23 protein-coding genes and 2 pseudogenes are annotated in these 21,182 nt (G+C 73.9%); 7 read left to right on the top strand and 18 right to left on the bottom strand.

The genetic code is table 11. From position 1 onward, the window contains the following. Positions 1–79 precede the first annotated feature (79 nt). From ACGF07_RS04545 to ACGF07_RS04535, 3 genes are read right to left on the bottom strand one after another with little or no spacing between them, the layout of a single operon-like run. On the bottom strand, positions 80–289 hold the full coding sequence (locus ACGF07_RS04545) for a DUF397 domain-containing protein (protein WP_392895375.1): 210 nt from the start codon (positions 287–289) through the stop codon (positions 80–82). Between the two features lie 10 nt (positions 290–299). Continuing rightward, positions 300–512, bottom strand: coding sequence for a DUF397 domain-containing protein (locus ACGF07_RS04540; RefSeq protein ID WP_392895373.1), 213 nt, complete (start codon positions 510–512; stop codon positions 300–302). Next, positions 509–1,339, bottom strand: a complete 831-nt coding sequence (locus ACGF07_RS04535) for a helix-turn-helix domain-containing protein (RefSeq protein WP_392895371.1) — start codon at positions 1,337–1,339, stop codon at positions 509–511. Before ACGF07_RS04535 ends, ACGF07_RS04540 begins: the two co-directional genes overlap by 4 nt. Positions 1,340–1,491: 152 nt before the next feature. On the opposite strand from ACGF07_RS04535, the gene ACGF07_RS04530 reads away from it, so the two are divergent. Then, positions 1,492–1,998 carry an NUDIX domain-containing protein gene (locus ACGF07_RS04530; protein ID WP_392895369.1) on the top strand — a complete coding sequence of 169 codons (507 nt, stop codon included), beginning with the start codon at positions 1,492–1,494 and terminating at the stop codon, positions 1,996–1,998. A gap of 421 nt (positions 1,999–2,419) precedes the next feature. Here ACGF07_RS04530 and ACGF07_RS04525 read toward each other — a convergent pair. Beyond that, positions 2,420–2,942: pseudogene (locus ACGF07_RS04525) on the bottom strand (DUF1062 domain-containing protein); the annotation flags it as partial. Positions 2,943–3,781: 839 nt separating this feature from the next. Between ACGF07_RS04525 and ACGF07_RS04520 the strand changes: the two are divergent. Next, on the top strand, positions 3,782–5,170 hold the full coding sequence (locus tag ACGF07_RS04520; RefSeq protein WP_350749087.1) for an MFS transporter: 1,389 nt from the start codon (positions 3,782–3,784) through the stop codon (positions 5,168–5,170). A gap of 112 nt (positions 5,171–5,282) precedes the next feature. Here the strand turns inward: ACGF07_RS04520 and ACGF07_RS04515 are convergent, their stop codons facing one another. Continuing rightward, positions 5,283–6,245, bottom strand: a complete 963-nt coding sequence (locus ACGF07_RS04515; protein ID WP_392895367.1) for a hypothetical protein — start codon at positions 6,243–6,245, stop codon at positions 5,283–5,285. 184 nt (positions 6,246–6,429) lie between these two features. Between ACGF07_RS04515 and ACGF07_RS04510 the strand changes: the two genes are divergently transcribed. Beyond that, a complete protein-coding gene (locus ACGF07_RS04510; RefSeq protein WP_392895365.1) occupies positions 6,430–7,533 on the top strand; it encodes an NADH:flavin oxidoreductase/NADH oxidase in 1,104 nt (367 codons plus the stop codon). Positions 7,534–7,709: 176 nt separating this feature from the next. Here ACGF07_RS04510 and ACGF07_RS04505 read toward each other — a convergent pair whose 3' ends face one another. The 4 genes from ACGF07_RS04505 to ACGF07_RS04490 are packed head-to-tail and all read right to left on the bottom strand — an operon-like array spanning position 7,710 to position 11,683. Next, positions 7,710–8,846, bottom strand: coding sequence for a hypothetical protein (locus ACGF07_RS04505; protein WP_392895363.1), 1,137 nt, complete (start codon positions 8,844–8,846; stop codon positions 7,710–7,712). Next, the gene (locus ACGF07_RS04500) at positions 8,843–9,781 is read right to left on the bottom strand and encodes a hypothetical protein (RefSeq protein ID WP_392895361.1); all 939 of its coding nucleotides are present in this window, start codon (positions 9,779–9,781) and stop codon (positions 8,843–8,845) included. Before ACGF07_RS04500 ends, ACGF07_RS04505 begins: the two co-directional genes overlap by 4 nt. Next, positions 9,778–10,650, bottom strand: coding sequence for a hypothetical protein (locus ACGF07_RS04495; RefSeq protein ID WP_392895359.1), 873 nt, complete (start codon positions 10,648–10,650; stop codon positions 9,778–9,780). The genes ACGF07_RS04500 and ACGF07_RS04495 overlap by 4 nt, the downstream gene beginning before the upstream one ends. 55 nt (positions 10,651–10,705) lie before the next feature. After that, a complete protein-coding gene (locus tag ACGF07_RS04490) occupies positions 10,706–11,683 on the bottom strand; it encodes a hypothetical protein (RefSeq protein ID WP_392895357.1) in 978 nt (325 codons plus the stop codon). A gap of 416 nt (positions 11,684–12,099) precedes the next feature. Here ACGF07_RS04490 and ACGF07_RS04485 point away from each other — a divergent pair, with 416 nt between their 5' ends. Continuing rightward, positions 12,100–12,522: a carboxymuconolactone decarboxylase family protein gene (locus ACGF07_RS04485; RefSeq protein ID WP_392895355.1), complete on the top strand. Its 423-nt coding sequence runs from the start codon at positions 12,100–12,102 to the stop codon at positions 12,520–12,522. A gap of 63 nt (positions 12,523–12,585) precedes the next feature. Here the strand turns inward: ACGF07_RS04485 and ACGF07_RS04480 are convergent, their stop codons facing one another. Together ACGF07_RS04480 and ACGF07_RS04475 are read right to left on the bottom strand one after the other, a co-directional pair. After that, a complete protein-coding gene (locus ACGF07_RS04480) occupies positions 12,586–12,747 on the bottom strand; it encodes a hypothetical protein (RefSeq protein WP_392895353.1) in 162 nt (53 codons plus the stop codon). Between the two features lie 93 nt (positions 12,748–12,840). After that, entirely contained in the window at positions 12,841–13,362 is a 522-nt protein-coding gene (locus tag ACGF07_RS04475) for a peptidylprolyl isomerase (protein WP_392895351.1), read from the bottom strand. 98 nt (positions 13,363–13,460) lie between these two features. Here ACGF07_RS04475 and ACGF07_RS04470 point away from each other — a divergent pair, with 98 nt between their 5' ends. Then, positions 13,461–13,679, top strand: a complete 219-nt coding sequence (locus tag ACGF07_RS04470) for a hypothetical protein (protein ID WP_392895349.1) — start codon at positions 13,461–13,463, stop codon at positions 13,677–13,679. Positions 13,680–13,759: 80 nt separating this feature from the next. On the opposite strand, the gene ACGF07_RS04465 is transcribed toward ACGF07_RS04470, so the two are convergent. Further along, positions 13,760–14,863, bottom strand: a complete 1,104-nt coding sequence (locus ACGF07_RS04465; RefSeq protein ID WP_392895347.1) for an ALF repeat-containing protein — start codon at positions 14,861–14,863, stop codon at positions 13,760–13,762. A 152-nt stretch (positions 14,864–15,015) separates the two neighbouring features. On the opposite strand from ACGF07_RS04465, the gene ACGF07_RS04460 reads away from it, so the two are divergent. Continuing rightward, complete coding sequence (locus tag ACGF07_RS04460) at positions 15,016–15,969, top strand: NAD-dependent epimerase/dehydratase family protein (protein WP_392895345.1); 954 nt, start codon at positions 15,016–15,018, stop codon at positions 15,967–15,969. 85 nt (positions 15,970–16,054) lie between these two features. Here the strand turns inward: ACGF07_RS04460 and ACGF07_RS04455 are convergent, their stop codons facing one another. From ACGF07_RS04455 to ACGF07_RS04435, 5 genes are all read right to left on the bottom strand, one after another. After that, positions 16,055–16,669 carry a hypothetical protein gene (locus ACGF07_RS04455; protein ID WP_392895343.1) on the bottom strand — a complete coding sequence of 205 codons (615 nt, stop codon included), beginning with the start codon at positions 16,667–16,669 and terminating at the stop codon, positions 16,055–16,057. Between the two features lie 106 nt (positions 16,670–16,775). Beyond that, positions 16,776–17,108, bottom strand: a complete 333-nt coding sequence (locus ACGF07_RS04450; protein WP_392895341.1) for a DUF1330 domain-containing protein — start codon at positions 17,106–17,108, stop codon at positions 16,776–16,778. 203 nt (positions 17,109–17,311) lie between these two features. Further along, a complete protein-coding gene (locus ACGF07_RS04445) occupies positions 17,312–17,773 on the bottom strand; it encodes a hypothetical protein (protein ID WP_392895339.1) in 462 nt (153 codons plus the stop codon). A gap of 587 nt (positions 17,774–18,360) precedes the next feature. Next, positions 18,361–18,663 carry a hypothetical protein gene (locus ACGF07_RS04440; RefSeq protein WP_392895337.1) on the bottom strand — a complete coding sequence of 101 codons (303 nt, stop codon included), beginning with the start codon at positions 18,661–18,663 and terminating at the stop codon, positions 18,361–18,363. A gap of 352 nt (positions 18,664–19,015) precedes the next feature. Continuing rightward, positions 19,016–19,615 (bottom strand): hypothetical protein, encoded by a 600-nt coding sequence (locus ACGF07_RS04435; RefSeq protein WP_392895335.1) that lies wholly within the window; start codon positions 19,613–19,615, stop codon positions 19,016–19,018. A 198-nt stretch (positions 19,616–19,813) separates the two neighbouring features. Here ACGF07_RS04435 and ACGF07_RS04430 point away from each other — a divergent pair, with 198 nt between their 5' ends. Next, complete coding sequence (locus ACGF07_RS04430) at positions 19,814–20,512, top strand: DUF4230 domain-containing protein (protein ID WP_392895333.1); 699 nt, start codon at positions 19,814–19,816, stop codon at positions 20,510–20,512. Positions 20,513–20,730: 218 nt separating this feature from the next. On the opposite strand, the pseudogene ACGF07_RS04425 reads toward ACGF07_RS04430, so the two are convergent. Then, positions 20,731–21,051: pseudogene (locus ACGF07_RS04425) on the bottom strand (transposase); the annotation flags it as partial. Positions 21,052–21,182 lie beyond the last annotated feature (131 nt).

Raw genomic sequence — 21,182 nt, 5'->3', positions numbered from 1 at the left:
CGGACCCCGCCCCCGCCCGCTTGCCGCCGGGGGCCGGGCCGGTCCCCGGGCCGGGCCCGCGGCGTCGGGCGTGCGGGTGTCAGACGTCGCCGAACTCGCCGCCGCGGACGGCGGCGACGAACGACTCCCAGGCCTCGGCCGGGAAGACCAGGGCCGGCCCGTGGGGGTCCTTCGAGTCGCGGACCGGCATCACACCGGCGAACCCGGGCGCCACCTCAACGCAGTTGCCCCCGTTGTTGGAGTACGAGGACTTGACCCAGCCTCCGGCCAGGTCTGTGTGGTCGGTCATGATGCCTCTCTCAAGCGTCGCCGAACTCGCCACTGCGAACAGCGATGACGAACGACTCCCAGGCCTCGGCCGGGAAGACGAGAGCCGGCCCCTGAGGATCCTTCGAGTCACGCACGGGAGTCAGACCGGGGAAGTCCGCGGTGACCTCCACGCAGTCACCGCCATTGTTGGAGTACGAGGACTTGACCCAGGAGGCTCCTGACAGGTCTACGTGGTCGGTCATGCTTGGAATTCCTTTCGGGCCCTGCGGATCATCGCCTGGGATGCGGCCTTCGGAAGCGCTTCCACCAGCAGCTGATCGTAGTCACTTTCCCATCCCGCGACTGCCGCACGCGACCGCTCAAGATGCCCTCTCGCTGTCGACTCCGCATACCCTACGACCGTGTGGTCCGGGAGGTTCAACAGAACCACCGGCAGTGTGAACGAAAGGTTCTCCCCGATGCTGAACGGTGCTATCTGCACAGTGACGTTGGGGCGTTCGGCCAAGTCCTCGAGGTGTTGCAGTTGCTCGGCCATGACCTGAGGACCGCCGATAGGGCGCAGCAACACCCCTTCTTCGATCACGGCATGAAGCGCCGGCGGATTTTTCTGATGCAGGATCTCCTGGCGCAGAGCGAGGTAGTCGGTTCGCTCGTCGGCCTCGGCTGAGGTGATCGCACCGCGTCTGACGGCTGCCTGTGCCAGCGCCCTCGCATACGCGGGAGTCTGGAACAAACCAGGCACGATGATCAGGCCGACCGTTCGCAGCCGCCTACACCGAGCCTCGGCGTCAGCGAACTCGGCGAACCCCTCAAGAAGCGCCGCCCGGCTGAATCGCCGCCACAGTTCGTAGAACCGTTGGCCAGTTCCGAACACCTCATCGGCCTTAACAGCCAAGGACCGTGTTGGGGAACGCCTCCCGTTCTCGACATATGAAATGTGCGCGCCCGAGTACCCCAGCCGACTGGCCGTCTCGGCCTGCGACCAACGCTTTGCCCGCCGTGACCTGCGAAGTTCCTGGCCGAAGCGCACCTGCGGTGTTTCCTGGGCGTCAACTCCAGCTTCGGCCATTACCGTTCGACTCCTTCACACGACATTGCTGTCAAGGGTAAGACGCTGGCAATCGTAGGGGCGATCGCGCCACCATGGCTACGCCAGGTCATCTACCGAGCGCGTAGCGCAACCGGTGCCCGGGCCGTCGATTCCTCACGTCTGGAGCAGAGTTGAGCACGACCAGCCTCTTGTCCCGTCCCCCCGCCCGACGCTGTGGCCAGCAGGTCTTCGTGCTGCGCGAGGACCCCGACGAGCGGGACGAGTTCTTCGTCCTGCTGGTCGACTCCGCCCACCGGGACGGCCTGGTCCTGCCCGGCGGCAGCGCCGAGCAGGACGAGCTTCCGCACCTCGCGGCGCGCCGGCACCTGGAGACGCAGACCGGGCTCGTCATCGCCCTACGGACGATCCTCACGATCGACTACGTGCCCGCCGCGAAGGACCCCGAGGGCGTCAACTTCGTCTACGCGGGCGGGATGATCACTCCCCGGCAGGCCGAGGCCGTCGGCCACCACCAGCCGCCAGAGGGCATCCGCGCTTTGCGCTGGGTGCCCCAGTTCAGGCTGCGGGAGGTCATGGCAGACGAGGAGTACCGACGCGTCGACGACGCGTGGGACGCCTGGGAGCACGGCGCCGGTCTTCCGCTGCTCGTGCGGGGTGTCCCGGTGCCGGTCGGCTGATCAAGGACCTGGGACCTGCGGCCTCGCCCTCGGCAACTGTCCGCGCCTGGCAGTGCCGGGCATGCGGCGTCTGGCCGGACCGGGATATCCACGCCGCCGTCACCCTGGCCACGGCCGCCGGACTGGCGGTGTCAGCCCGTGGAGCGCAGGTAAGGCCGGGGCTCGTCCCGGCACAGCGCGTTGAAGCAGGAACCCACCGAGACGGTCAGACGACCGCGGTAGGAATCTTTGCCGCCTTGGAGCTGTCCGGACGATCACGTGATTGGTTCGCCTGCCGCTCGTTGGACTTGGCATGGGGCGGGATCAGCGGCGTGTTGTCGGATGCTGAGCGGGAACGGCTCAGGCCGTTCCTGCCGGCGACGCGACCACATGACCCAGGAGAGGCCGCCCCCAAGCGGGACAGCCTCTCCATCAGCACGATCTACATCAACTTCCAGGCGCGCGCCGTGGCCCGGCGTGGGAGCTCCCGGCCGGGTGCGGGCGGCAGCCCGATCCGAGCCAGGTCGGTGCGTTCGTCGTTGGGCGCATCGAGGGACTTCGCGTGCCTGGCCGCATCGACGGAACCAGGTCCGTGGATGGTGAGTTCGAAGTCCTGGTGCGCCTTGACGTCCGGAGCGAACGGCAGGCGGATCCGCCCGTCCGCGACCAGACGGCGCACCTCGGCCCGGCTCAGGCCGAGACCGAGCTGGAGCAGCCGCTCCACCCGGACCGGCGCGGGCAGCTCGAAGCGCACCTGCACCGAGAGCGGGTTCGGGTCGTCGAGCGCGTACAGCGGCGTGCGGGTCTCCAGCTCCCACGTCCCCGTCCAGTCGAGCCGGTACCGGTTCTTCGCCGCGAGCGACGCGCTCATCACCAACTCCCGTACCGCTGTCGGTTCGTTGATCTCGTACGCCACCAGCCGGGCCGGCTCCACCGTCGAGACGTGGACGCGCTCGTGGACGGGTCCGGTCGCACGTCGCGCAGCTCAGCAGCAGCCAGACGTCGAGCAGCTTGCCGTTCGCGTTGGCGCGGATCTTCCCCGAGGCGCGGTGCCGCATGCCGGGACAGTCCGGGCAGGACCGGACGACGGTGGGCAGGGCGGACTGACGCACGGCCCACAGGGCCTTGCGGTCGGTATTCATGTGTGTTGGATGCTTTCAGGACTCAGCAGGAGGGCCTGCCGAACTCACTCGGCGGATCCCGCTCTCTGACGGATGCTCACGAGGGGCGCGGCCCATCGCCCCGGGGCCGGGTCTTCAGGCTCCGAGGTCGATCGCGCGACAGGTACGTACTACGTGGCAGTCATCAAAAGTCCATGCGGGTGATCATGATCGAGACGGCGGCCCGCGGCAACCGAATTCCCCCGTGCTCTCCGCCGGTGGTCGCGCGCCGCTCGATTCGGTCAGGTGCGGCGTCGTTGACACGGCGGCCCCTGCGGCTGCCGGGCGCGCCGGGTTGTGGGGCAGGCCACACCCCGGGCGGGTTTGGGTTCGTGCGGGTGAGAAGGGTCACGCCGCTCCGGCGGCCTGGTGGTGGCGCGGTGCCCGGGGGGCCGCAGGGCCCGGCAGGACTGGGCGGGCCCTGGGTCGGGGTGGTCGAAGGGCCTGTCCGTTTCGGGACCAAGGTCATCGATCCGGTTGACCTTCGACCTCGCGGTGATCACGGCGGGTCCGGGCAATCGTGGACGGTCGCCCGGTGTGTCCGGGCGGGGCGCCGTCCACGGTGGGCGGCGCCGTTCCCTGCCGTCTACCCGGCGCACGGCGCGTGGAATGCGATCCGTACGCTCCGGAGGACCCCGAAACCCATGTCCCAGACCATCGACAACGCCCCGTATACCGCCTTCCACCGCAGGTTGGCCCTCGCCTGCTCGGGTGGGCCGCTGCTCGACGGCTACATCCTGAGCATCGTCGGCGTCGCCCTGATCGGCATGCGCCCCGACCTCGGCCTGTCCACCGCGCAGGTCAGCCTGATCGGTGCCGCCGCGCTGGTGGGCATGTTCGTCGGCGGCGCCCTGTTCGGCGTGCTGACCGACAAGATCGGCCGGGAGGTGATGTACACCGCCGACCTGCTCGTCATGGTGGCCTGCTCGGTGCTCTCCTTCTGGGTGGACGCGGTGTGGGCGATCGCCGTGCTGCGCTTCGTGCTCGGCATGGCGGTGGCCGCCGACTACCCCATCGCCACCTCCCTGCTCGCCGAGTGGCTGCCCGCCAAGCACCGCGGGCGGCTGCTCGGCCAGCAGATCGTCGCCTGGTACGCCGGCTCGGTGCTCGCCTACGTGGTGGGCTACCTGTTCCTGGAGCTGGCCGGACCGGGCAGCTGGCGGTGGATGCTGGCCAGTTCCACGGTGCTGTGCGTGGTCTTCCTGGTGATCCGGCGCGGCTCGCCGGAGTCGCCGCGCTGGCTGGCCGCGAACGGGCGGGTCGGTGACGCGGTGCGGGTGGTGGAGAAGCACCTCGGGGTGCGCGTCGACGGCCGTGAGCTGATGCCGGACCCGGCCGCGCGCGCCCGCAGCGCCGGCGGGCTGCGGCTGCTGATGACCCCGCCCTACCGGCGGCGCACCCTGTTCTGCGGCCTGTTCTTCCTGTGCCAGGTCGGCCCGCTGTTCGCGATGCTCACCTTCGGCCCGCAGATCCTCTCCTCCTTCGGCATGCCGGGCGGCACGGTGATGGAGACCCTGGGCACCGGGCTGGTCAGCCTGGTCTTCCTGCTCGGCTGCTACCCGGCGCTGCGCCTGATCGACACCCGGGGCCGGCGCCCCGTCATCATCTGGTCGTTCGCGCTGATGACCGTCCCGCTGGCCCTGCTGGGCGTGTGGCCCACCGCCCCGGCCGCCGTGGCGCTGACCGCGCTGTGCGCGTACGCGTTCCTGTGCGGCGGACCCAACGTGCTCGACTGGACCTACCCGAACGAGCTGTTCCCGACCGAGATCCGGGCCACCGCCGTGGGCGTGGCCACCTCGGTGAGCCGGATCGGCGCGGCCGTGGGCACCTACCTGCTGCCGCTGTCGCTGTCCGGCCTCGGCACCGGCCCGACGATGCTGATCGCCGCCGGGACCACGGCCGTGGGCCTGCTGGTGTGCGCCCTGTGGGCCGAGGAGACCCGCGGCACCTCGCTGGGCGCCGCTCCGGCCGCCGCCGCCCAGGGCCCGGCCCCGGCCGTCCCGTCCCAGCGCGTGCCCCAGCCGGCGCGCTGACCGGCAGCGCGCACCGGCCGCGGTACGTGGCCTGCGCGGCCTGCGCGGCCTGCGCGGCCTGCGGTTGAACGGCGGCGCCGCCTGGGAGGCTTCCCGGGCGGCGCCGTTGTGCTCACCGCCCGCCGACTCCCCCTCCCCGGCGCCGGTTCGGCGCGGGCCGGCCAGACGGGGCGGCGGACAGGCGCTCCAGGGTGGCGAAGTAGGCGCCCCACGCGGGTTGTTGGGAGCCGAGCGGGTGGGGCGGGAGGGGGTCGTCACGCTCGACGCCGGCGGGCAGCTTGCCGGTGACGGGCCTGAGCGGGCGTCCGCCCCGGCGGGCGAGGTGCGTCCAGAAGCCGACGGCGAGCGGCGCGGTCGCCACGCCCGCGGGCGCGGGCCAGGGCTGACCGGTCTGCGGGTGGCGCGGCACCACGGCGATGTCCGGAAGGGGATCGGGCAGGAGCAGGCCCGGTCCGGCCAGGGCCGCGCGCTTGGCCGGACCCGCTGCGGGCAGCAGCCGGTCGAGGCGGGCCCGGAAGGCGTCGGCGAGGGGGCCGTCGGGCAGGGCGACGGGCGAGCCGTCTGCGGTGGCGACCAGGTGGGCGAGCGTCACGGCCGTCTCCGACGCCCAGCGCGGGTCCCACCGCCCGGCCGCGTCCCACGGCTCGGCGGCGCACCACCAGTGGGTGAGCGAGGCCCAGTCGGCCACCGGCCGCACCGGGCCCGCGGGCACCGCGCGCACCGCGGCCGGTTCGAGCCAGGTGGCCTGCCACAGGGAACAGGCGTCGATCCTGGTCGCCACCTTCCGGCCGCAGCCGGCGCAGGTGAGGTTCGGGCCGTAGCGACCGTCGATGCCGCAGCAGGCGCCGGGCTCGCCGCGCTGGAGCAGGACGGTGCCGTGGGCGTCGCCGGGGGCGATCACGATCGAGCGCTCCGCCCGGGCGGGGTCCTCGTCGACGGCGTAGGTGCCCGGTTCCATGAGGACGGGCATGGGGTGGCCGTTGCCGTAGGGCATGCCGGCGTAGACGGGGTAGGGGACCCGCGACAGCGGCGCGGTCAGCGCGGTGCCGCATCCCCCGCACGTGAAGACCTCCACGTGTGCGCTCCTTTCTCGCCGCGGCGGCGGGTGCGCGCCTCCCGCCCGGGTGGGGGCGGGTGGGGCGGCCCCGCGGCGCCCTTGAATTTACCGTCCCGTGCAACTATTGTCGGGACACATAACGTGCACCTGCAAGCGGCTGCGGGGCATTGGCTCCCGCCGCCGATCCCACCGGGAGTCCGACTTGAGCACCGATCTCTTCACCCCGATCACCCTGCGGGAGCTGACCGTCCCCAACCGGGTCTGGATGCCGCCGATGTGCCAGTACAGCGCCGCACCGGACGGCGAGGCGGCCGGGGCACCCACGGACTGGCACTTCGCCCACCTGGCGGCGCGGGCCGCCGGCGGCACCGGGCTGATCATCGTGGAGGCCACCGCCGTCAACCCCGAGGGGCGCATCAGCCCGTATGACCTCGGCCTGTGGAACGACACCCAACGCGAGGCGTTCCGGCGGATCGCCTCCTTCCTCAGGGAACAGGGCACCGTCCCCGCCGTCCAGCTCGCCCACGCCGGACGCAAGGCCTCCACCGAGCGGACCTGGGTGGAGCGCGGACGCGCCCTGCGCCCGGACGAGGAGCACGGCTGGCAGCCGCTCGCCCCCAGCGCCACCGCCTTCTCCCCCGAGCACAGCACCCCCGACGAGCTGACCGTCGATCAGATCCAGGGGATCGTCGCGGACTTCGCCGCCGCCGCCCGGCGCGCGCTGGACGCGGGCTTCCAGGCGGTCGAACTCCACGGCGCCCACGGCTACCTGATCCACCAGTTCCTCTCTCCCCAGAGCAACCACCGCACCGACGCCTACGGCGGCACCTTCGAGGGCCGCATCCGCTTCGCGCTGGAGGTCGCCGACGCGGTGCGCGCGGTGTGGCCCGAGGAACTGCCGCTGTTCTTCCGCGTCTCCGCGACCGACTGGCTGAGCGAGAACCCCGAGGACGGCCGCGAGGGCTGGACCTCGCAGGACACCGTCCGCCTCGCCAAGGAGCTCCAGGCCCACGGCGTGGACCTGCTGGACGTCTCCACCGGCGGCCTCGTCCCCGACGCCCGCATCGAGGCCGCGCCCGGCTTCCAGGTGCCCTTCGCCGAGGCCGTGCGCCACGGGGCCGGCCTGCCGGTCGCCGCCGTCGGCCTGATCACCGACCCCGTCCAGGCCCAGGACATCGTCGCCTCCGGCCGCGCCGACGCCGTCCTGCTCGGCCGCGAACTGCTGCGCAACCCCTCCTGGGCCCGCCACGCCGCCGCCGAACTCGGCGGCGAGGTCCACTCCCCCCTCCAGTACCACCGCGCCTGACGGCCGCCCACGGCGGCAGGGCACCCGCAGAGGCCGGGCGCGTCCGCGGGCGCCGTGCGCGTCCGAGGGTGCCCTGCGCGTCCGAGGGTGCCCTGCGCGTCCGCGGCGCCCGGGCCTCCCGCTGCGCCGGGAAGGGGCGGCGCGGGGGGCCGGGGCGGGCGGCAGGCGGCGGGCGGTCAGGCGAGCAGGTCGGACTGGAGGGTGACGACCTGGCGGAACGCCGCGGTGGGCACGCCCCGGGGGTTCGTCATGGTGATGACGGCCAGGACGTCGGAGGCCGACAGGTACGCCAGACGGGCGGTCGGCAGGCCCTTGCCGGCACTCTCCGCGGAGTCCTTGAGAGTCACGTCCACGCCCTCGACCGCGTCCCAGTCGCCGTGCGGGGCGGTCTTCGCGTCGGGCGCGGCCTTGAGCGGGCTCTCCGAGCGCGCGGTGGAGAAGGTGCTCCAGGCCTCACCCGAGGAGCCGAAGCGCAGCAGCCGGATCTGCGTGCGGGTGCCGTCGGAGGCCGTCCACTCCCGGACGGTGGCCGCGCGGCACGCGTTCTCCAGGAGCACCGCGCGCAGCTTGGCCGGGTCCTTCTGCTCGGCGAGCAGCGCGTCGCAGGGCACCCAGGAGGCCGGGGACGTCCCGGCGGCCGCCGAAGGGGCGCCGCCGGCGCCCGCGGTCGCCGGCGGCGCGGCGGTGGCGGTGGCGGTGGCGGTGGCGGTGGCCGACGGCGCGGCGGTGGCCGACGGCGCGGCGGAGGCGGAGGGGGTGGCGGTGGGCACCGGGAAGACGGGCGCGGCCACGGAGCCGCCGGCCTCCTTGGGCGCGGGCAGCAGCAGGTAGCGCAGGTCCGCGTAGTGGGGCACCTTGCCCTTGGCGTCCGGCGCGGGCTTGCCCGAGGGCAGCGGCGGCAGGGTCAGCGGCGGGAAGGTGTAGCGGCCGTCGCCGGCGGTGGCCAGGCCGGGCAGGTCGGTGCGCTCGGGCGCGGTGACGGCCATCGCGGCTCCGGTGCCGGCGAGGGCGAACACCAGCACGGCGCAGCTCCAGCGCACCGCGGCCCTGCGGCGGCGGGTGCGCCGGGCGGCCCGCTCCTCGGAGCTCTCCGGGGTCGTGCCGGTTTCCTGCGCTCCGGCGGCCTGCCCGGCCTCGGGGGCCGGGACGGGCTCGGGGACCTGCGCGGGCTCGGGGGCCGGGACGGGCTCGGGGACCTGCGCGGGCTCGGGGGTCTGCGCCGCGTCGGGGGCCGGGGCGGCCGGGTCCGGGGCGGGCTGCGGCGACTGCGGTGCGGGCTGCGGTGGCTGCGGCGCGGCGGGCTGGTCGGTCATACGGACGCTCCCGGGAGGGCGAGGCGGTCGAGCTGCATGGTGAAGAGGGCGACGATCTTGTCCTTGGGCAGAGGCGCCAGGCCCTCGGTCTCCATGATCACCAGGAGGTCGCCCTCGGCGGCCGAGCACTCCATGCGGTCGATCGGCGCGGATGGCGGTGCCGGCATCAGGTAGCAGTGCGCCTCGGGGTGGCCGGAGATCGACGGGCCGACGCGGAAGATCCCGGTGTCACCGGTGAACATCGCCGTGTACTCGTTGATCTTCTGCACCTCCTGCTGGTTGAACTGGCGCAGCCGGATGCCGATCACCAGGTCGTCCCCGCCGCTGCGGTAGGTCCGTACGCCGGTGCCCTTGACGTGCAGGCCCTCCCAGTAGGAGCGCAGCCGCTCGCGCTTGTCCTTGGGGATCTGCTGGAGTTCGGCCTCCAGTTCACCCGCCAGCTGCTCGGTGCCGTACTCGGTGTCGTTGCCGTAGCCGCCCTGGTCCGGGCCGAGTTCGTAGCCGGCCGGGACCGGCAGCAGCAGGTCGCGCAGGGAGCCGAAGTGGCTGCCGTTGGACTTGGCGCCGAACGGCGTGGCGCTGGCCGTCGGGGCGGGCGCGCCGGTGGGGCCGGCGGTGGCGGCCGGGGCCGCGTCGTCGTACTGGGTCTTGATGATGCCGACGCCGATGGCCACGCCGACCAGTGCCGCCGCGACGGTCGCGGCCCCGGCGCGCAGCAGGCGGCGCGAGGCGGAGCGGGGCGCGGCGCTCTCGCCGTGGGGCTGTCCGGTCGCGCTCTCGTCGTGGGACGGTCCGGTGGCGCTCTCGTCGTGGGACTGCTCGGGGAACGGCTGCTGCTCGGGGGCGGGCGGCGTGGCAGCCGACGCGGTGGGCGGGCCTGCGGGCGGGGACGTGGGCGGGGCGGCCGGGGTTCCGGTCACGGTGTCGTCGGTCATATCATCCGCTCCCACTGCTGCTTGGCGAGGTCCTTCAGGACCGCGGCGTCCACCGGCTTGGGGCTGAAGACCTCCACCGTCATCTGCACCGTGCCGCGCTTGGCGGTGGCGAGGCCGTAGTAGTACTGCTCCTGGGTGTCGGACCAGCGCATGGGCAGGTCGTACACCGTGGCGCCGCCGTTGGCGTCGTCGGCGAAGGACTCCGCGCGGAAGGCCTTCGCCTCCTCGGCGTGGTCGGGCGCGTACTGGGTGAGCAGGACCCGGTACCTGATGTCGTCCTTCTTCCAGTCCACTTCGGCCGCGCGCCGGAAACCGGAGGCGTTGAGGCTCTTGAACGTGACGTCGGGGCGGCCGCTGTGCTCGGCGAGGTCACCGGCCGACATCCAGCTCGGCTTGTCCGGGAAGTCGCTCCAGGGGCCGCTGCCCTCCGGGGCGCTGACCAGCAGTTTGGTCAGGTCGCCGTCGATGGCGAGCGGGGCGGGCTGCTCGGCGGCGAAGGCGGCCGCGTCGACCGTCCGGGCCGGGTAGGACGGGCGGGCGACCTGGAGCCCGGGCAGCGGCGTGGGCGGGCGCTGGGCCTGGACGGCGTAGCCGACGCCGACGCCGGCCAGCGCGCCCAGGACCAGGGCGCAGGCGCACAGCAGCACCGGGCGTGGACGGCGCGGGGCGCGCGGCGCGGCCTCGGCGGCGGCCGGGGTTTCCGGGGTGGTGGCCGGGGACTCGGGGGTGGTGGCCAGAGGCTCGGCGGCGGTGGCCGGGGGCTCGTGGGTGGCGTGGGCCGGTGCGGCCGGCTGCGGCTGCGACGCGGGCGGTGCGTCGGCCGGCGCGTCGCCCGGCGCGGGCGGCGGCTGCGCGGGTTCGGTGGTCACGGAAGGGGCTCCAGAACGAGGGGTGAAGGGTGCGGCGGAGGGGCGGGGCGCGGGCTCAGCCGGAGGCGAGCCACTCGCGCTGGCGCTTCATCAGGTCATTGAGCAGCGCCTTGTCCGGGGTGCCCTTCACCTCGACGTCGACGGTGTACTGGACGTCGCCCTGGCTGCCGATGCCGCTCATCGAGCCGGTGTACGTCTCGTTCTTGGGCTTCTTGCGGAAGCCGTGGGCGTTCGGGTCGCCGTCGATGTCGATCGGTTCCTGCGACTTGATGGTGTAGCCCCTGACGAACCTGCTGGCGGTGTCGGCGGAGCCGAAGTGCAGCAGGGTGACGGTCACTTCGGCCTTGCCGTCGGCCGTCCGGTAGGTGCGGACGGCGCCGTCCTTGTAGCCGAGGCCGGTGAGGAGGGAGTCGATGTCATCGGGCTTGCCGAACATCTCGGCGACGTCGTCGCGGGTCATCGCCATCCCGTCCGCGGGCCCGTACGACTCGCCGCCGTCGGGAATCGGGAGCAGGAAGTAGCGCAGGTCGCCCTCGTGCTTGGAGCCGTTGACCGTGCCCTTGACGGTGCTGGCGGGCTTGGGGTCGGCCGGGGCGGCGGTCGGCACCGGTACCGGTACCGGGACGGCGGAGGGCGTCGCGCTCGCGGCCGCCGAAGCGGTGGTGGCCCGGGCGGGCGCGGCGGCGGCCGGGCGGGGGTCCGGCTTGCCGACGGCGACGGTGAGCGTGGCGCTGGCCGCCGTGACGGCGAGCAGCCCCGCGGTGGCCAGCGCCACCGTGACGGCCCGCGGCAGGCGCCGCGGAGCCGGCGCGGCAGCGGACTCGACGACGGCCTCGGGCGCGGCCTCGAACTCGGGCGCGGCCTGGAGCTCGGGCGTGGGCTCGACAGCGGGCGCGGGCGCGGCCTGGGCGACGGCCTCGGGCGCGACGGCCTCGGGCGCGGCGGGCGCGGACTGCGGCGCGGCGGGCTGCGGCGGTGCGGTGGGCGCCGGCGGCGGCTCGGTGGAAGCGCTCTCGTTTTCGGGCGCGGGCAAAGGAGTCCCCCAAGGGAAAAGTGGATTTCGCACGCGGACCACTCTCGGATTCCGCTCCCCTGCGGTTGTCCGGACCGTCCATCACGTGTCTCAGCAGGCATTATGAGAGCCCGTTGACACGGGTGCCAACAAATTCAATCACCGCACTCCAGATCATTGGCCGTAAACCGGACACGCCGTGATCCAAACGCAACCCGCCCGGTGTGCCGCGAAGGCGGCCGGGGCCGGTGCGGGCCGACCGGCGCTGGCGGCCCCCGCACGGCGGCCGGCATGGCCGCCTGGCGGCCTGGCCCCGGACGGGCTGGCGGCGGGTCGTTGCGGCGCGGGTTCGGGCGCGAAGGCCGCTCGGGGTCCTACGGTTCTTGCCGTGGTCACCGGCCGGCCGGTCGGGACCGGCGCGAGAGAGGACTGACGCCATGGGTGTTCCCGCGGACGAGGCCGGCTGGCGGCAGGAGCGGTTCGAGCGGGGCATGGAGACGATGGCCCGGGTCAGCGGCGAGGCGGGGCGGCGGGTGGTGGAGGCGCTGGCCGACGTCAATCCGGAGCTGGCCCAGCAGATCGTCGGCTGGGGGTTCGGCGAGATCTACAGCCGCCCGCAACTGTCGCCACGTGACCGGCAGTTGGTGACGCTGGGGATGCTGACCGCGCTCGGCGGCTGCGAGCCCCAGCTGGAGGTCCACGTCAACGCGGCACTCGATGTCGGGCTCTCCCCCGTGCAGATCACCGAGGCGCTGCTGCACGCGGCCGGGTACTGCGGTTTTCCCAGGGCACTCAACGCGACCTTCGTCGCCAAGAAGGTCTTCGGCGAGCGCGGGCTGCTGCCGGTCGAGGAGCACTGACGGCCCGCCGCGCCCGGAGCGGCGGGCCGGGGTGCTCCGGGCCGGGCGTGGCGGGTGGGGGCGTCAGTGCTGGGACTCGGAGGCGAGGTCGATCAGGGCGATCAGCCGGGGGCCGACCGAGTCGGGCTCGGCGCACGGGGCCAGGACGGCGGAGCCGACCCTGGGGTAGCGGGTGCCGTCGGCGGCCTGCACCTCGGGCGGCGGGCCGCCGGCCGGGCGGTGCACGTCCTTCTCGGAGAGGGTCGCGGCCCGGACGACTCAGGGGCGCGGGCCGGGGCCGCGGGGATCCGGGGGCGCGGGGGTCCGGGCCCGTGGGGCTCAGGAGTAGGTGATCTCGACCGATTCGATGACCACGTCCTCGACCGGGCGTTCGTTCTCGGTGGGTGCGGTGGCGATCGCGTCCACCACGGCCTTGGAGGCGGCGTCGGCGACCTGCCCGAAGATGGTGTGGCGGCGGTTGAGGTGGGCGGGGGTTCCCACGGTGATGAAGAACTGCGAACCGTTGGTGCCGGGGCCGGAGTTGGCCATCGCCAGCAGGTAGGGCCTGGTGAAGAACAGTTCGGGGTGGAACTCGTCCGCGAAGGCGTAGCCCGGGCCGCCGGTGCCGGTGCCGGTCGGGTCGCCGCCCTGGATCATGAAGCCCGCGATCACCCGGTGGAACAGGGTGTTGTCGTAGTACGGGCCGCTGCCCGGCTCGCCGGTGCGCGGGTCGGTGTACTCCTTGGTGCCTTCGGCGAGTTCGACGAAGTTGCGGACCGTCTTGGGGGCGTGGAAGGGGAACAGTTCCAGCCGGATCGGGCCGGCCGTGGTGTGCAGGGTGGCGAACCGGGCCGTGGCCACGGGTGTCTCCTCGGGTCGGGCATCAGGACTTCCGGGTGGGAATCCTGGCACAGTGGGGGGTTCGCGGCCGAACCGGGCGGCCGGCGGGCGAGGAGGGGGTGGCCGTGGTGGTGGGTGCGGTGCTGGTCGCGGTGCTGGTGCTGGTCGTGGCGGGGTGCGGGTGCGTGGTGTGGGCCGAGCGCGGCGGGCCGCGTTGGGCGCGCGCGGCCGCGGCCGTCACGCTCGGCGCGGGAGAGGTGCTGCGGCGTCTTGAGCGGGGTCGGCGCCGCGAGCGCGCGCGGCGCCGGCGCGTGACCGGCGGCGGGGACGGGGACTGAGCCCGGCGCGCGGCAACCCGGGGCGCGCGTATCCCCGGCCGTCGCCGTGACGGCGGCGACGGCCGGGGACGTACGGGGTGTCAGCTCTCGCTGGTGCGGCGGCGGGAGACGGCGACCAGCGCGGCCCCGGCGGCCAGGGCCGCGGCGGCGCCGCCGGCCTCCCAGCCGAGCCCGTCGGTGCCGGTGGCGGCGAGCGTGCCGCCGGCCGCGGTGGTGACCGCGGTCGCGGAACCCGTGGTGGCGGAGCCCGTGGTGACGCTCGTGCCGGTGGTGTCGGCGGTGCCGGTCCCGGTCAGGGCGGCCGGCTGGACGCTCTGCTGGGCGCCCTGGTCCTGCTGCCCGGCGCCCCTGCCGTCCGACGAGCCGGCGCCCTTGCCGTCCGGCTTGTCAGCAGGCTTGTCTTCCGGCTTGTCGGCGGGCTTGTTCGCGGCGGCCTCGTCCACGGCGCGGGCCTTGGCCCAGCCCGCGTCGAGGAAGGCCAGGACGGCTTCGTAGCCGCCGTCCAGCGCCTTGCCGGCAGCCTCGCGCACGGCCGGGCCGCCGGTGGACATGATCCGGGCGACCTTGACCCGGTTGTCGTCCGCGCGCAGCCTGGGCAGTTCGACCGTCAGGAAGTGCGCCAGGTCCGCCGGGGTGCCGTTGAGCGCCTTCTGGGCGGCCTCGGCGGTGTAGCTGCTGATGCTCTTGTCCGCCAGGACGGCCAGCACCGCGACGCGGTCGTCCTCGGCCTGGGCGGCGGGCCAGCCCACCTTCAGGAACGTCGCGACGTCCTCGTCGCTGCCGTTCAGCGCCTTGCGGGCGGCCTCGCGCACCGCGCGGCCGCCGGAGGACAGGATCTGGGCGACCTTCACCTGGTTGTCCGCGGCGCGCAGCCTGGGCAGCTCGACCGCCAGGAAGTGCCGCATCTGGGCGGCGGTGCCCTGGAGCGCCTTCGAGGCGGCCTCGCGCACCCCGGGCCCGGTCTCCTTGTCGGCGAGGATCCGCTGGATCTCGGCGCGGTCGCGCTGCTCCTGGCCGTCGGCGTCCTCGGCGGGCGTGGCGTCCGGGGCGGAGCCGGAGGCGGTGTCGGGGCCGGCGATCCCGGTCGGCTGGGGGGCGTCGGCCGCCGAGGCCGTCGAGGGGAACAGGACGGCGGGGGCGAGAACGGCGGCCGCGACGACGGCGGACACCCGGGGCAGCTTCATGCAGAGGAACCTGCTGCTTCCTGTGAAGAGATCATGAACGCCCACAGCATAAGTCTTCTTGTATGTTCGCCCTACCGGATATCCGGCGCTGCCCCGCGGGGCCCGCGAGGGCGCCCCCCGCCCGGCCGCAAGGCGCCGCTAGGGTGGGGCGGATGAGCTTCCATCTGGTCGTCGGACACGGGCCCGCCGGGGCCGCCACCGCCCGGCTGCTGGCCGGACAGGGCCACGAGGTGCGGGTGGTCACCCGCACCGGAGGTCCCGGCGGGCCGGCCGTCGAGGGCGTCGAGCACCTCGCCCTGGACGCGAGTGACCCGGTGCGGCTGGCGCGGGCCGCCCGCGGCGCCGTCGCCATCCACGGCTGCGCCGCCCCGCCGCTGCCGCAGTGGGCCGGGCGCTGGCCGGCCCTGGTCTCCGCGCTGTGCGCGGCGGCCGAGGACAGCGGCGCGGTCCTGGTCCTGCTCGGCAACCTGTACGGCTACGGCCCGCGGCCCGACCCCGCTCGCCCGATGACCGAGGACCTGCCGCTGGCCGCGACCGGCCCCAAGGGGCGGGTGCGGGCGCAGGCCTGGGAGCGGGCGCGGGCGCTGCACGAGGCCGGGCGGATCCGGGCCGTGGAGGTGCGGGCCTCGGACTTCTTCGGACCGGGTGTCACCGACGGCGGCCACCTGGCCGCCCGGGTGGTGCCGGCGCTGCTCGGGGGCCGCCCGGTCACGGTGCTCGGGAATCCGGACGCCCCGCACAGCTGGACCTACCTACCGGACGTGGCACGGGCGTTGGTCGAGGTCGCGGGCGAGGAGCTGGCCTGGGGCCGGGCCTGGCACGTGCCCACCGCGCCCGCCGCCTCCGCCCGCGCCATGGTCTCCCTCCTGGCGGCGCAGGCCGGCACCGGCCCGGTCGCGGTGCGCCGCCTGTCGCCCGTCCTGCTCGGCGCGGCCGGGCTGTTCTCCCCGCTGCTGCGGGAACTGCGGGAGGTCCGCTACCAGTTCGACCGCCCGTTCGTCATGGACTCCCGTGCCTACGAGGCGGCGTTCACGCTCCGGGCCACGCCGCTGCCCGAGCAGGTGGCGGCCACCGTCGCCTGGTGGCGCGAGCGGACGGGGGCGTAGCGGCGCGCCGCCCCTCGACGGTCGGTGGCCGGTGGCCGGTGGCGGGGCGGCGGATGGTGGTGGCCGGTGGCAGGACGGGGCGCGCTCACCTGGTGATGTCGCCGTCCGGCACGTCCCGGACGGTGATCTTTTCGGCCGGCAGGCCGAGGAGTTCGGCGACCGCGGCGCCGATCCCTCCGGCGTCCGCCGTCGGCGCGGGGGCCGACCCGTCGGTGTAGCGCTCGATGGCCGTGTGGAAGTAGGAGGGGTTCCAGGCGCCGACAGCGCCGCTGACGTCGACGGACTGCACCGGCCGGTGGCCGACGACGCGCCGCATCGCCGGGAGGATCTCGTCGGAGGCGTACTTCCCGGGGACCTGGAACAGGCTCGCGTGGCCGCCGACCTTGGCGCCGTCGCGCAGGCGGACGGTGACGACCAGGCAGCTGGTGACGGACGGGTAGGTGATCGTCCCGCGCGGCCCCACCTCGCCGACCTCGCCCTCGGTGATCGAGACGGCCCGCGGGGGCGCCTTGGGCCCGCCGGGCAAAAGCGCCGCCCCGGCGACGGCCGGCCCGTACGCCACCGGCCCGTGCGCCGACGCCCCGTCACTGCCGTGTGCCGCCGCGCCGGCCGCCGTACCGGCGGCCAGGACCAGCGCCAGCGCCGCGACGGCGGCCAGGCCGGCCCCTCCCGCGGACCGCGCGGACACCCTGAACGTCATGAACCCCCCGTTTCGGGACACCGGTCCGCCTCCCGGACCCGCGCACCACGCGCGGCGACACATGCTCCCGGGCACGAACGATCCCGTCAACCGCGGGCCCCGCGCATCAGGCGCCCGCTCGAAGCGAGTCCGCCGCGCGGTAGCCGGCCCGCACGCCGTCGACGAGGACGATGTCGGCCACCATGTGCCGGGTGCGCAGCGGCAGGATGTCCCGGTAGGCGGGCGAGTTCCACCAGGCGCGGGCCCGCTCGAGGTCGGGGAACGCGATGACGATCGTGCCGCCCTGGCCCCACGTGCCCTCGACCGTCTCCGACGTGCCGCCGTGGACGATGAAGTGCCCGCCGAAGGGGTCGAGGGTGGCGTCGATGCGCTCCAGGTACTCGACGATGTCGGGGCCGAACTCCACCGAGTGGACCTGGGCGATCGCGTAGGCGCTCATCTGCTGCTCCTGGGGGCTCGTCGTCGGGATCCCTACCGGTTCCCGCCGGTTTCCTGCTGACGTCCCCGACGGTAGGGCGCCGCGGGCCCGGGCCGAATCCGTCACGCATCAGCAGGGGCGACGTATCCGCGCCAGGCGGCCCGAGCGACGGAGGGCCGAGCCCGGGTCGTCGCCGGCTCCCGGGCTCGGCCGCCCGAGGCGCGTCAGCAGTTCACCGGCACTTCCAGGGTGACCGGGACCGGACCTCGATAGGCGCCCGACACCGCGAAGGAGGCGTGCACGACCGAGCCGCACGGCACCGTGGCAACGACGCCGTCCACCCGCACCGTGCTGACCGTGAACACGGTGCGCCCGGACACCGCGCCGAGCGATCCCCCACCGGCGGTCTCCGCCGACAGCCCGGTGATCAGTTCCCGCGGTGCCGGCGGCCACGGCGTCCCCGGCGACGGCGGCCCCGCCAGCCCGATCCGGCCGTACACCACGACGCGGTCGCCCGTCACCTCCGCGCACACCTTGGTGGACAGGCCGGCCTGCAGGCCGGACCAGCCGCACGTGGTTGTGGTGGCGGCAGGGGGCTGCGGCGCGTCAGCGAGCGCCGGAACGGGGGCGGCAAGCAGCGCGGCGGCACCGGTCCCGGCGGCCGCGATACGCGAGAGGGGGCTCATGGGCTTCTTCCTTCGAGAGCTGGGAGGCGTTCACGAACTTCGCGATGTGGCACATGTGATATTTCATTCGCGCCACGAGCAGAACTTTGGCATACGTTTCGAAGGGGTGGCCCCGATTTTGCCTTGGAACCATAGCCGCGGCCGAAATCAGACCTCCGATGACGCATTCCCGCCTGGACGGGTGAACACCCGTCGCGCCGCAGGCGTCGCCTCGTTGAACCCGTGATGAACCGCCTACGCGCCGCTGGCCGGGGTCAGGTCAGCTGCTGGTCCTGGAACGGCCCGGAGCAGGGCGACGGCGTGGGGGCGTCCGAGGAGAGCCAGGGCCGGCCGTCGGTGGCATCGAATGAGGAGGCGGCCTTCCGGTGCAGGCGGCCCAGCCGTCGCGTCGCCGGTGGCCTCGACCCAGCCCAGCAGCCGACGGGAGCAGGTGCTGCGCCTTGATGTGCAGGTGACGGGAGCGCCCGGCTGCAGTGACCTGCAGGTACCCGGCCCTGCCGATGAGATCAGGGCGGGCGAAGCACACCCGGGGTGCACGGCCGGAGGGGCCGCCCGGACGTCCCCTCCGCTCCGGGTGTGCTGGTCGTTCAGGTGCCGAGGAGGCGGTCCAGCAGTGCCCGGTACTCGCGCAGAGTGAGGCGCAGGTCCTCCGTGCTGGCAGCCGGCGCGCCGTCCGGTGCCGCTTCGGCGCCGCGCAGCCGGTGGCGCCGCTCGGTGACGGCCTCGGCCAGCAGGCCGACCGACTTCTCGATCAGGGCGTCGGCCTGCTGCACGGCCTGACGGGGATCGTCGACGAATCCCGCCTGGACGGAGTGCCATTCGGCCCGCAGTCGCTGCGTCCGCTCAACGCCGAGCCAACCGCTCGATCCGCTCTCCGCAGGTGCCGCCAATGCCGGTTCCGGGTCACCGAGCCGGGGGCCCGGGAGGGGGCGGACGGGCTGGGCGGGCTCGAACGGCGGTTCTGCGGCCCGGTCGCCTCCCGGTACGACGGCGAACCGACCTCCGCCGGCGCGTCGTTCGGGCGAAGCTTCCGGGCGGCCGGTCTCCGGGGCGGCCGGGTCCGGGCGGGCCGTTCCGGCGCGAGCGGCGTGGGGGTAGGCGCTGGGCCGGCGGGCGGTGTCCGGCTTGGCCAGGTTCGCCCGACCGCTGCGGGGGTCCGGGGCCGGCGCGTCATCGGAATTGTTCCGGGCTGCGGAACCGTACTGGGACATGGTCATCCTCTCCTTCGTGAGGTCGTCGGCGTCATCGGGTGGCGTGGCGCGGGCCGGAGTGGCGGATGGCACCGGTGGAGTTGCCGGCAGGGGCCGTCCTGCCCTCCTCGTCGCCGCCGGAGCGGGCCACCTCGAGGCACAGGTCGCGCACGGCCAGCAGCGCCGTCCGCAGTTCCTCGGTGCCCACCCGCTCCGACCGGCTGCGCTCCAGCACCCGCCGCGCGGACCGGTAGCCGGGCACCAGGGCGGCGTGGTCGACCGAGAGCACGGCGAGCCGGCCCTCGGCCGGGAAGCCGATCTCCTCGAGCGTGCCGTCCAGAAGGGTCATGGCCTCGTCCAGCGAGCGGGCCGGGTCGTCGACGAACAGCTCCTGGAGGGCGGCGAGCTGGTTGCCGACCTCCTCGACGCGGCGCTGCGGCAGCCGGGTGAGCGCCAGCTGCCGGGCCTGTCGCAGCCGACCGGCCAGCTCGTGCTCGGCCTCCCTGGTGCGGCCGCCGTGCACCCGCACCGTCCGGTCGTACTCCGGACCGAAACGCTGTCGCAGCCGACGGGTGTTCAGCCGCGGCAGCAGTACGGCGAGGGCCGCCGCGGCTGCCAGCACGACCACCACCAGAACGATCCAGATGCTCATACCGCTCCTCCTTCGGTTCGGCCACGGCTCGGAGTGGCTGGTCGGTCCCGTCATTCGGGTTCCCGCTCAGGCGATTCCAAACAGCCAGTCCCCCGGAAGCGTTGGCCGCCCGGGTTCGGGGAACCCGCCCTGGGCGGCCTGATGGACACTCATGCGCCCTTCACATCAGCAGAGTTCACTCAGAGGAGGCAGATCGCCATGTTCCGCCGCCCCCGCCGGAGAGCCACTCCGGACACCCAAGCGCCCGCACCCGTGCTCGCCGGCCGCCGACTCCCCCGGTACGTCAGCCTGTCGATCGCTTCTGCCGCGATCGCCGCGGTCCTGGTCGCCTCGGCCTCGCTCCACCTGCTGCCGGGCCTGCCCGACCCGTTCGCCGAGAAGACCACCGACCGCAGCCAGCCGGTGCTGCTCAGGTCCATCCAGGACATGAGCCGCTACACGGCCGCGAGCGGCAACTTCCAGCTGGTGGTCGACCTCGACCGCGAGGCCGCCTTCCTGCCCTCGAGCCTGCTCGGCCGCCGGACGCTGTACGTGGCAGCCGGGACCGTGGAGGCCTACGTTGACCTCGGCAAGGTCCCCGGCTCCGGCGTATCGGTCTCCGCCGACCGGCGCAGCGCCACGGTCTCGCTGCCGCACGCCCAGCTGGGGCAGGTCGCGCTGGACCCCAAGCAGTCCTACGTCTACTCCCAGGAGCGCGGTCTGTTCGACCGGATCGGCGATTTCTTCTCCGGCAACCCGGGCAACCAGCAGCAGGTGGAGCAGCTGGCCTCCCAGCGGATCCAGAACGCCGCGCAGTCCTCGGACCTGCTGCAGCACGCGGAGCAGAACACCAGGGACGCGCTCCAACAACTGCTGCGCTCGCTCGGTTTCACCACGGTGGACGTGCACGTCGGCTGACCGAGGCGTTCGGGTAGGCGGCCCGGCCGCCGGTGCCGTCCCCGGTGATGGCGAGGATGGCGCCGCCCCCGACGCCGCCTGAACCGCTCCCTTCGCCAGCATCTCGCCGCTCCCCGGACGGCGGGTGGATCGGGGCACCTGATGGACGCGATCGAAGTCCGGGCGGCGTACCGCAGAGCGTTCTACCGGCTGCTGACCTGCGGCGACACCTGAAACTCACCGAGGATCTCGCGGGTTCCCTCGACCGTGAACCCGAGAGCGACGTAGATCGGCCGGTCGGCGACCTGGCCATCGCGGAGGTTCACGTGCACGCAGTCGTTGAACACCACGGGGTAGACCGGGTCGAGAGGCCGGTTCTGCCACTCGGACATGCCCTCGATCATCTGGTCGGTGATGGTAAAGGTCGTCTGCCTGGACACGTCCGCGCCGTAGACCTCGGCCAGGTGCGCGGAGATCTCACCGTGCGTCAGACCGCGGGCCGATAGGGACAGCACCATCTCGTCCACCCCGGACAGCCACCGCTGGCGCTTGCGGACCAGCTGCGCACTTCCTTGATCGGGAGTTACACCGTGCTTCTTACAGACCCGCCCTGCCCTTCGACGCCGAGGGTCGCTGGTTGACGGGCGTCATGCAGCCCTGACGGATTGCCCGGAGGGCACGGGCCGCACTG

Source organism: Kitasatospora sp. NPDC048194, from assembly GCF_043202455.1.
In the GTDB taxonomy this organism is placed as follows: domain Bacteria; phylum Actinomycetota; class Actinomycetes; order Streptomycetales; family Streptomycetaceae; genus Kitasatospora.
The sequence above is the reverse complement of the archived record's forward strand: the minus strand, read 5'-3'. Positions and strand labels throughout refer to the sequence as shown.

Excerpts from the sequence above, each read along its gene's own strand:
- ACGF07_RS04445 (WP_392895339.1), bottom strand. The coding sequence starts at position 17,773 with ATGAGCCCCCTCTCGCGTATCGCGGCCGCCGGGACCGGTGCCGCCGCG.
- ACGF07_RS04430 (WP_392895333.1), top strand. The coding sequence starts at position 19,814 with ATGTTCCGCCGCCCCCGCCGGAGAGCCACTCCGGACACCCAAGCGCCC.
- ACGF07_RS04450 (WP_392895341.1), bottom strand. The coding sequence starts at position 17,108 with ATGAGCGCCTACGCGATCGCCCAGGTCCACTCGGTGGAGTTCGGCCCC.
- ACGF07_RS04540 (WP_392895373.1), bottom strand. The coding sequence starts at position 512 with ATGACCGACCACGTAGACCTGTCAGGAGCCTCCTGGGTCAAGTCCTCG.
- ACGF07_RS04460 (WP_392895345.1), top strand. The coding sequence starts at position 15,016 with ATGAGCTTCCATCTGGTCGTCGGACACGGGCCCGCCGGGGCCGCCACC.
- ACGF07_RS04455 (WP_392895343.1), bottom strand. The coding sequence starts at position 16,669 with ATGACGTTCAGGGTGTCCGCGCGGTCCGCGGGAGGGGCCGGCCTGGCC.
- ACGF07_RS04545 (WP_392895375.1), bottom strand. The coding sequence starts at position 289 with ATGACCGACCACACAGACCTGGCCGGAGGCTGGGTCAAGTCCTCGTAC.
- ACGF07_RS04535 (WP_392895371.1), bottom strand. The coding sequence starts at position 1,339 with ATGGCCGAAGCTGGAGTTGACGCCCAGGAAACACCGCAGGTGCGCTTC.
- ACGF07_RS04500 (WP_392895361.1), bottom strand. The coding sequence starts at position 9,781 with ATGACCGACGACACCGTGACCGGAACCCCGGCCGCCCCGCCCACGTCC.
- ACGF07_RS04520 (WP_350749087.1), top strand. The coding sequence starts at position 3,782 with ATGTCCCAGACCATCGACAACGCCCCGTATACCGCCTTCCACCGCAGG.
- ACGF07_RS04485 (WP_392895355.1), top strand. The coding sequence starts at position 12,100 with ATGGGTGTTCCCGCGGACGAGGCCGGCTGGCGGCAGGAGCGGTTCGAG.
- ACGF07_RS04505 (WP_392895363.1), bottom strand. The coding sequence starts at position 8,846 with ATGACCGACCAGCCCGCCGCGCCGCAGCCACCGCAGCCCGCACCGCAG.
- ACGF07_RS04465 (WP_392895347.1), bottom strand. The coding sequence starts at position 14,863 with ATGAAGCTGCCCCGGGTGTCCGCCGTCGTCGCGGCCGCCGTTCTCGCC.
- ACGF07_RS04435 (WP_392895335.1), bottom strand. The coding sequence starts at position 19,615 with ATGAGCATCTGGATCGTTCTGGTGGTGGTCGTGCTGGCAGCCGCGGCG.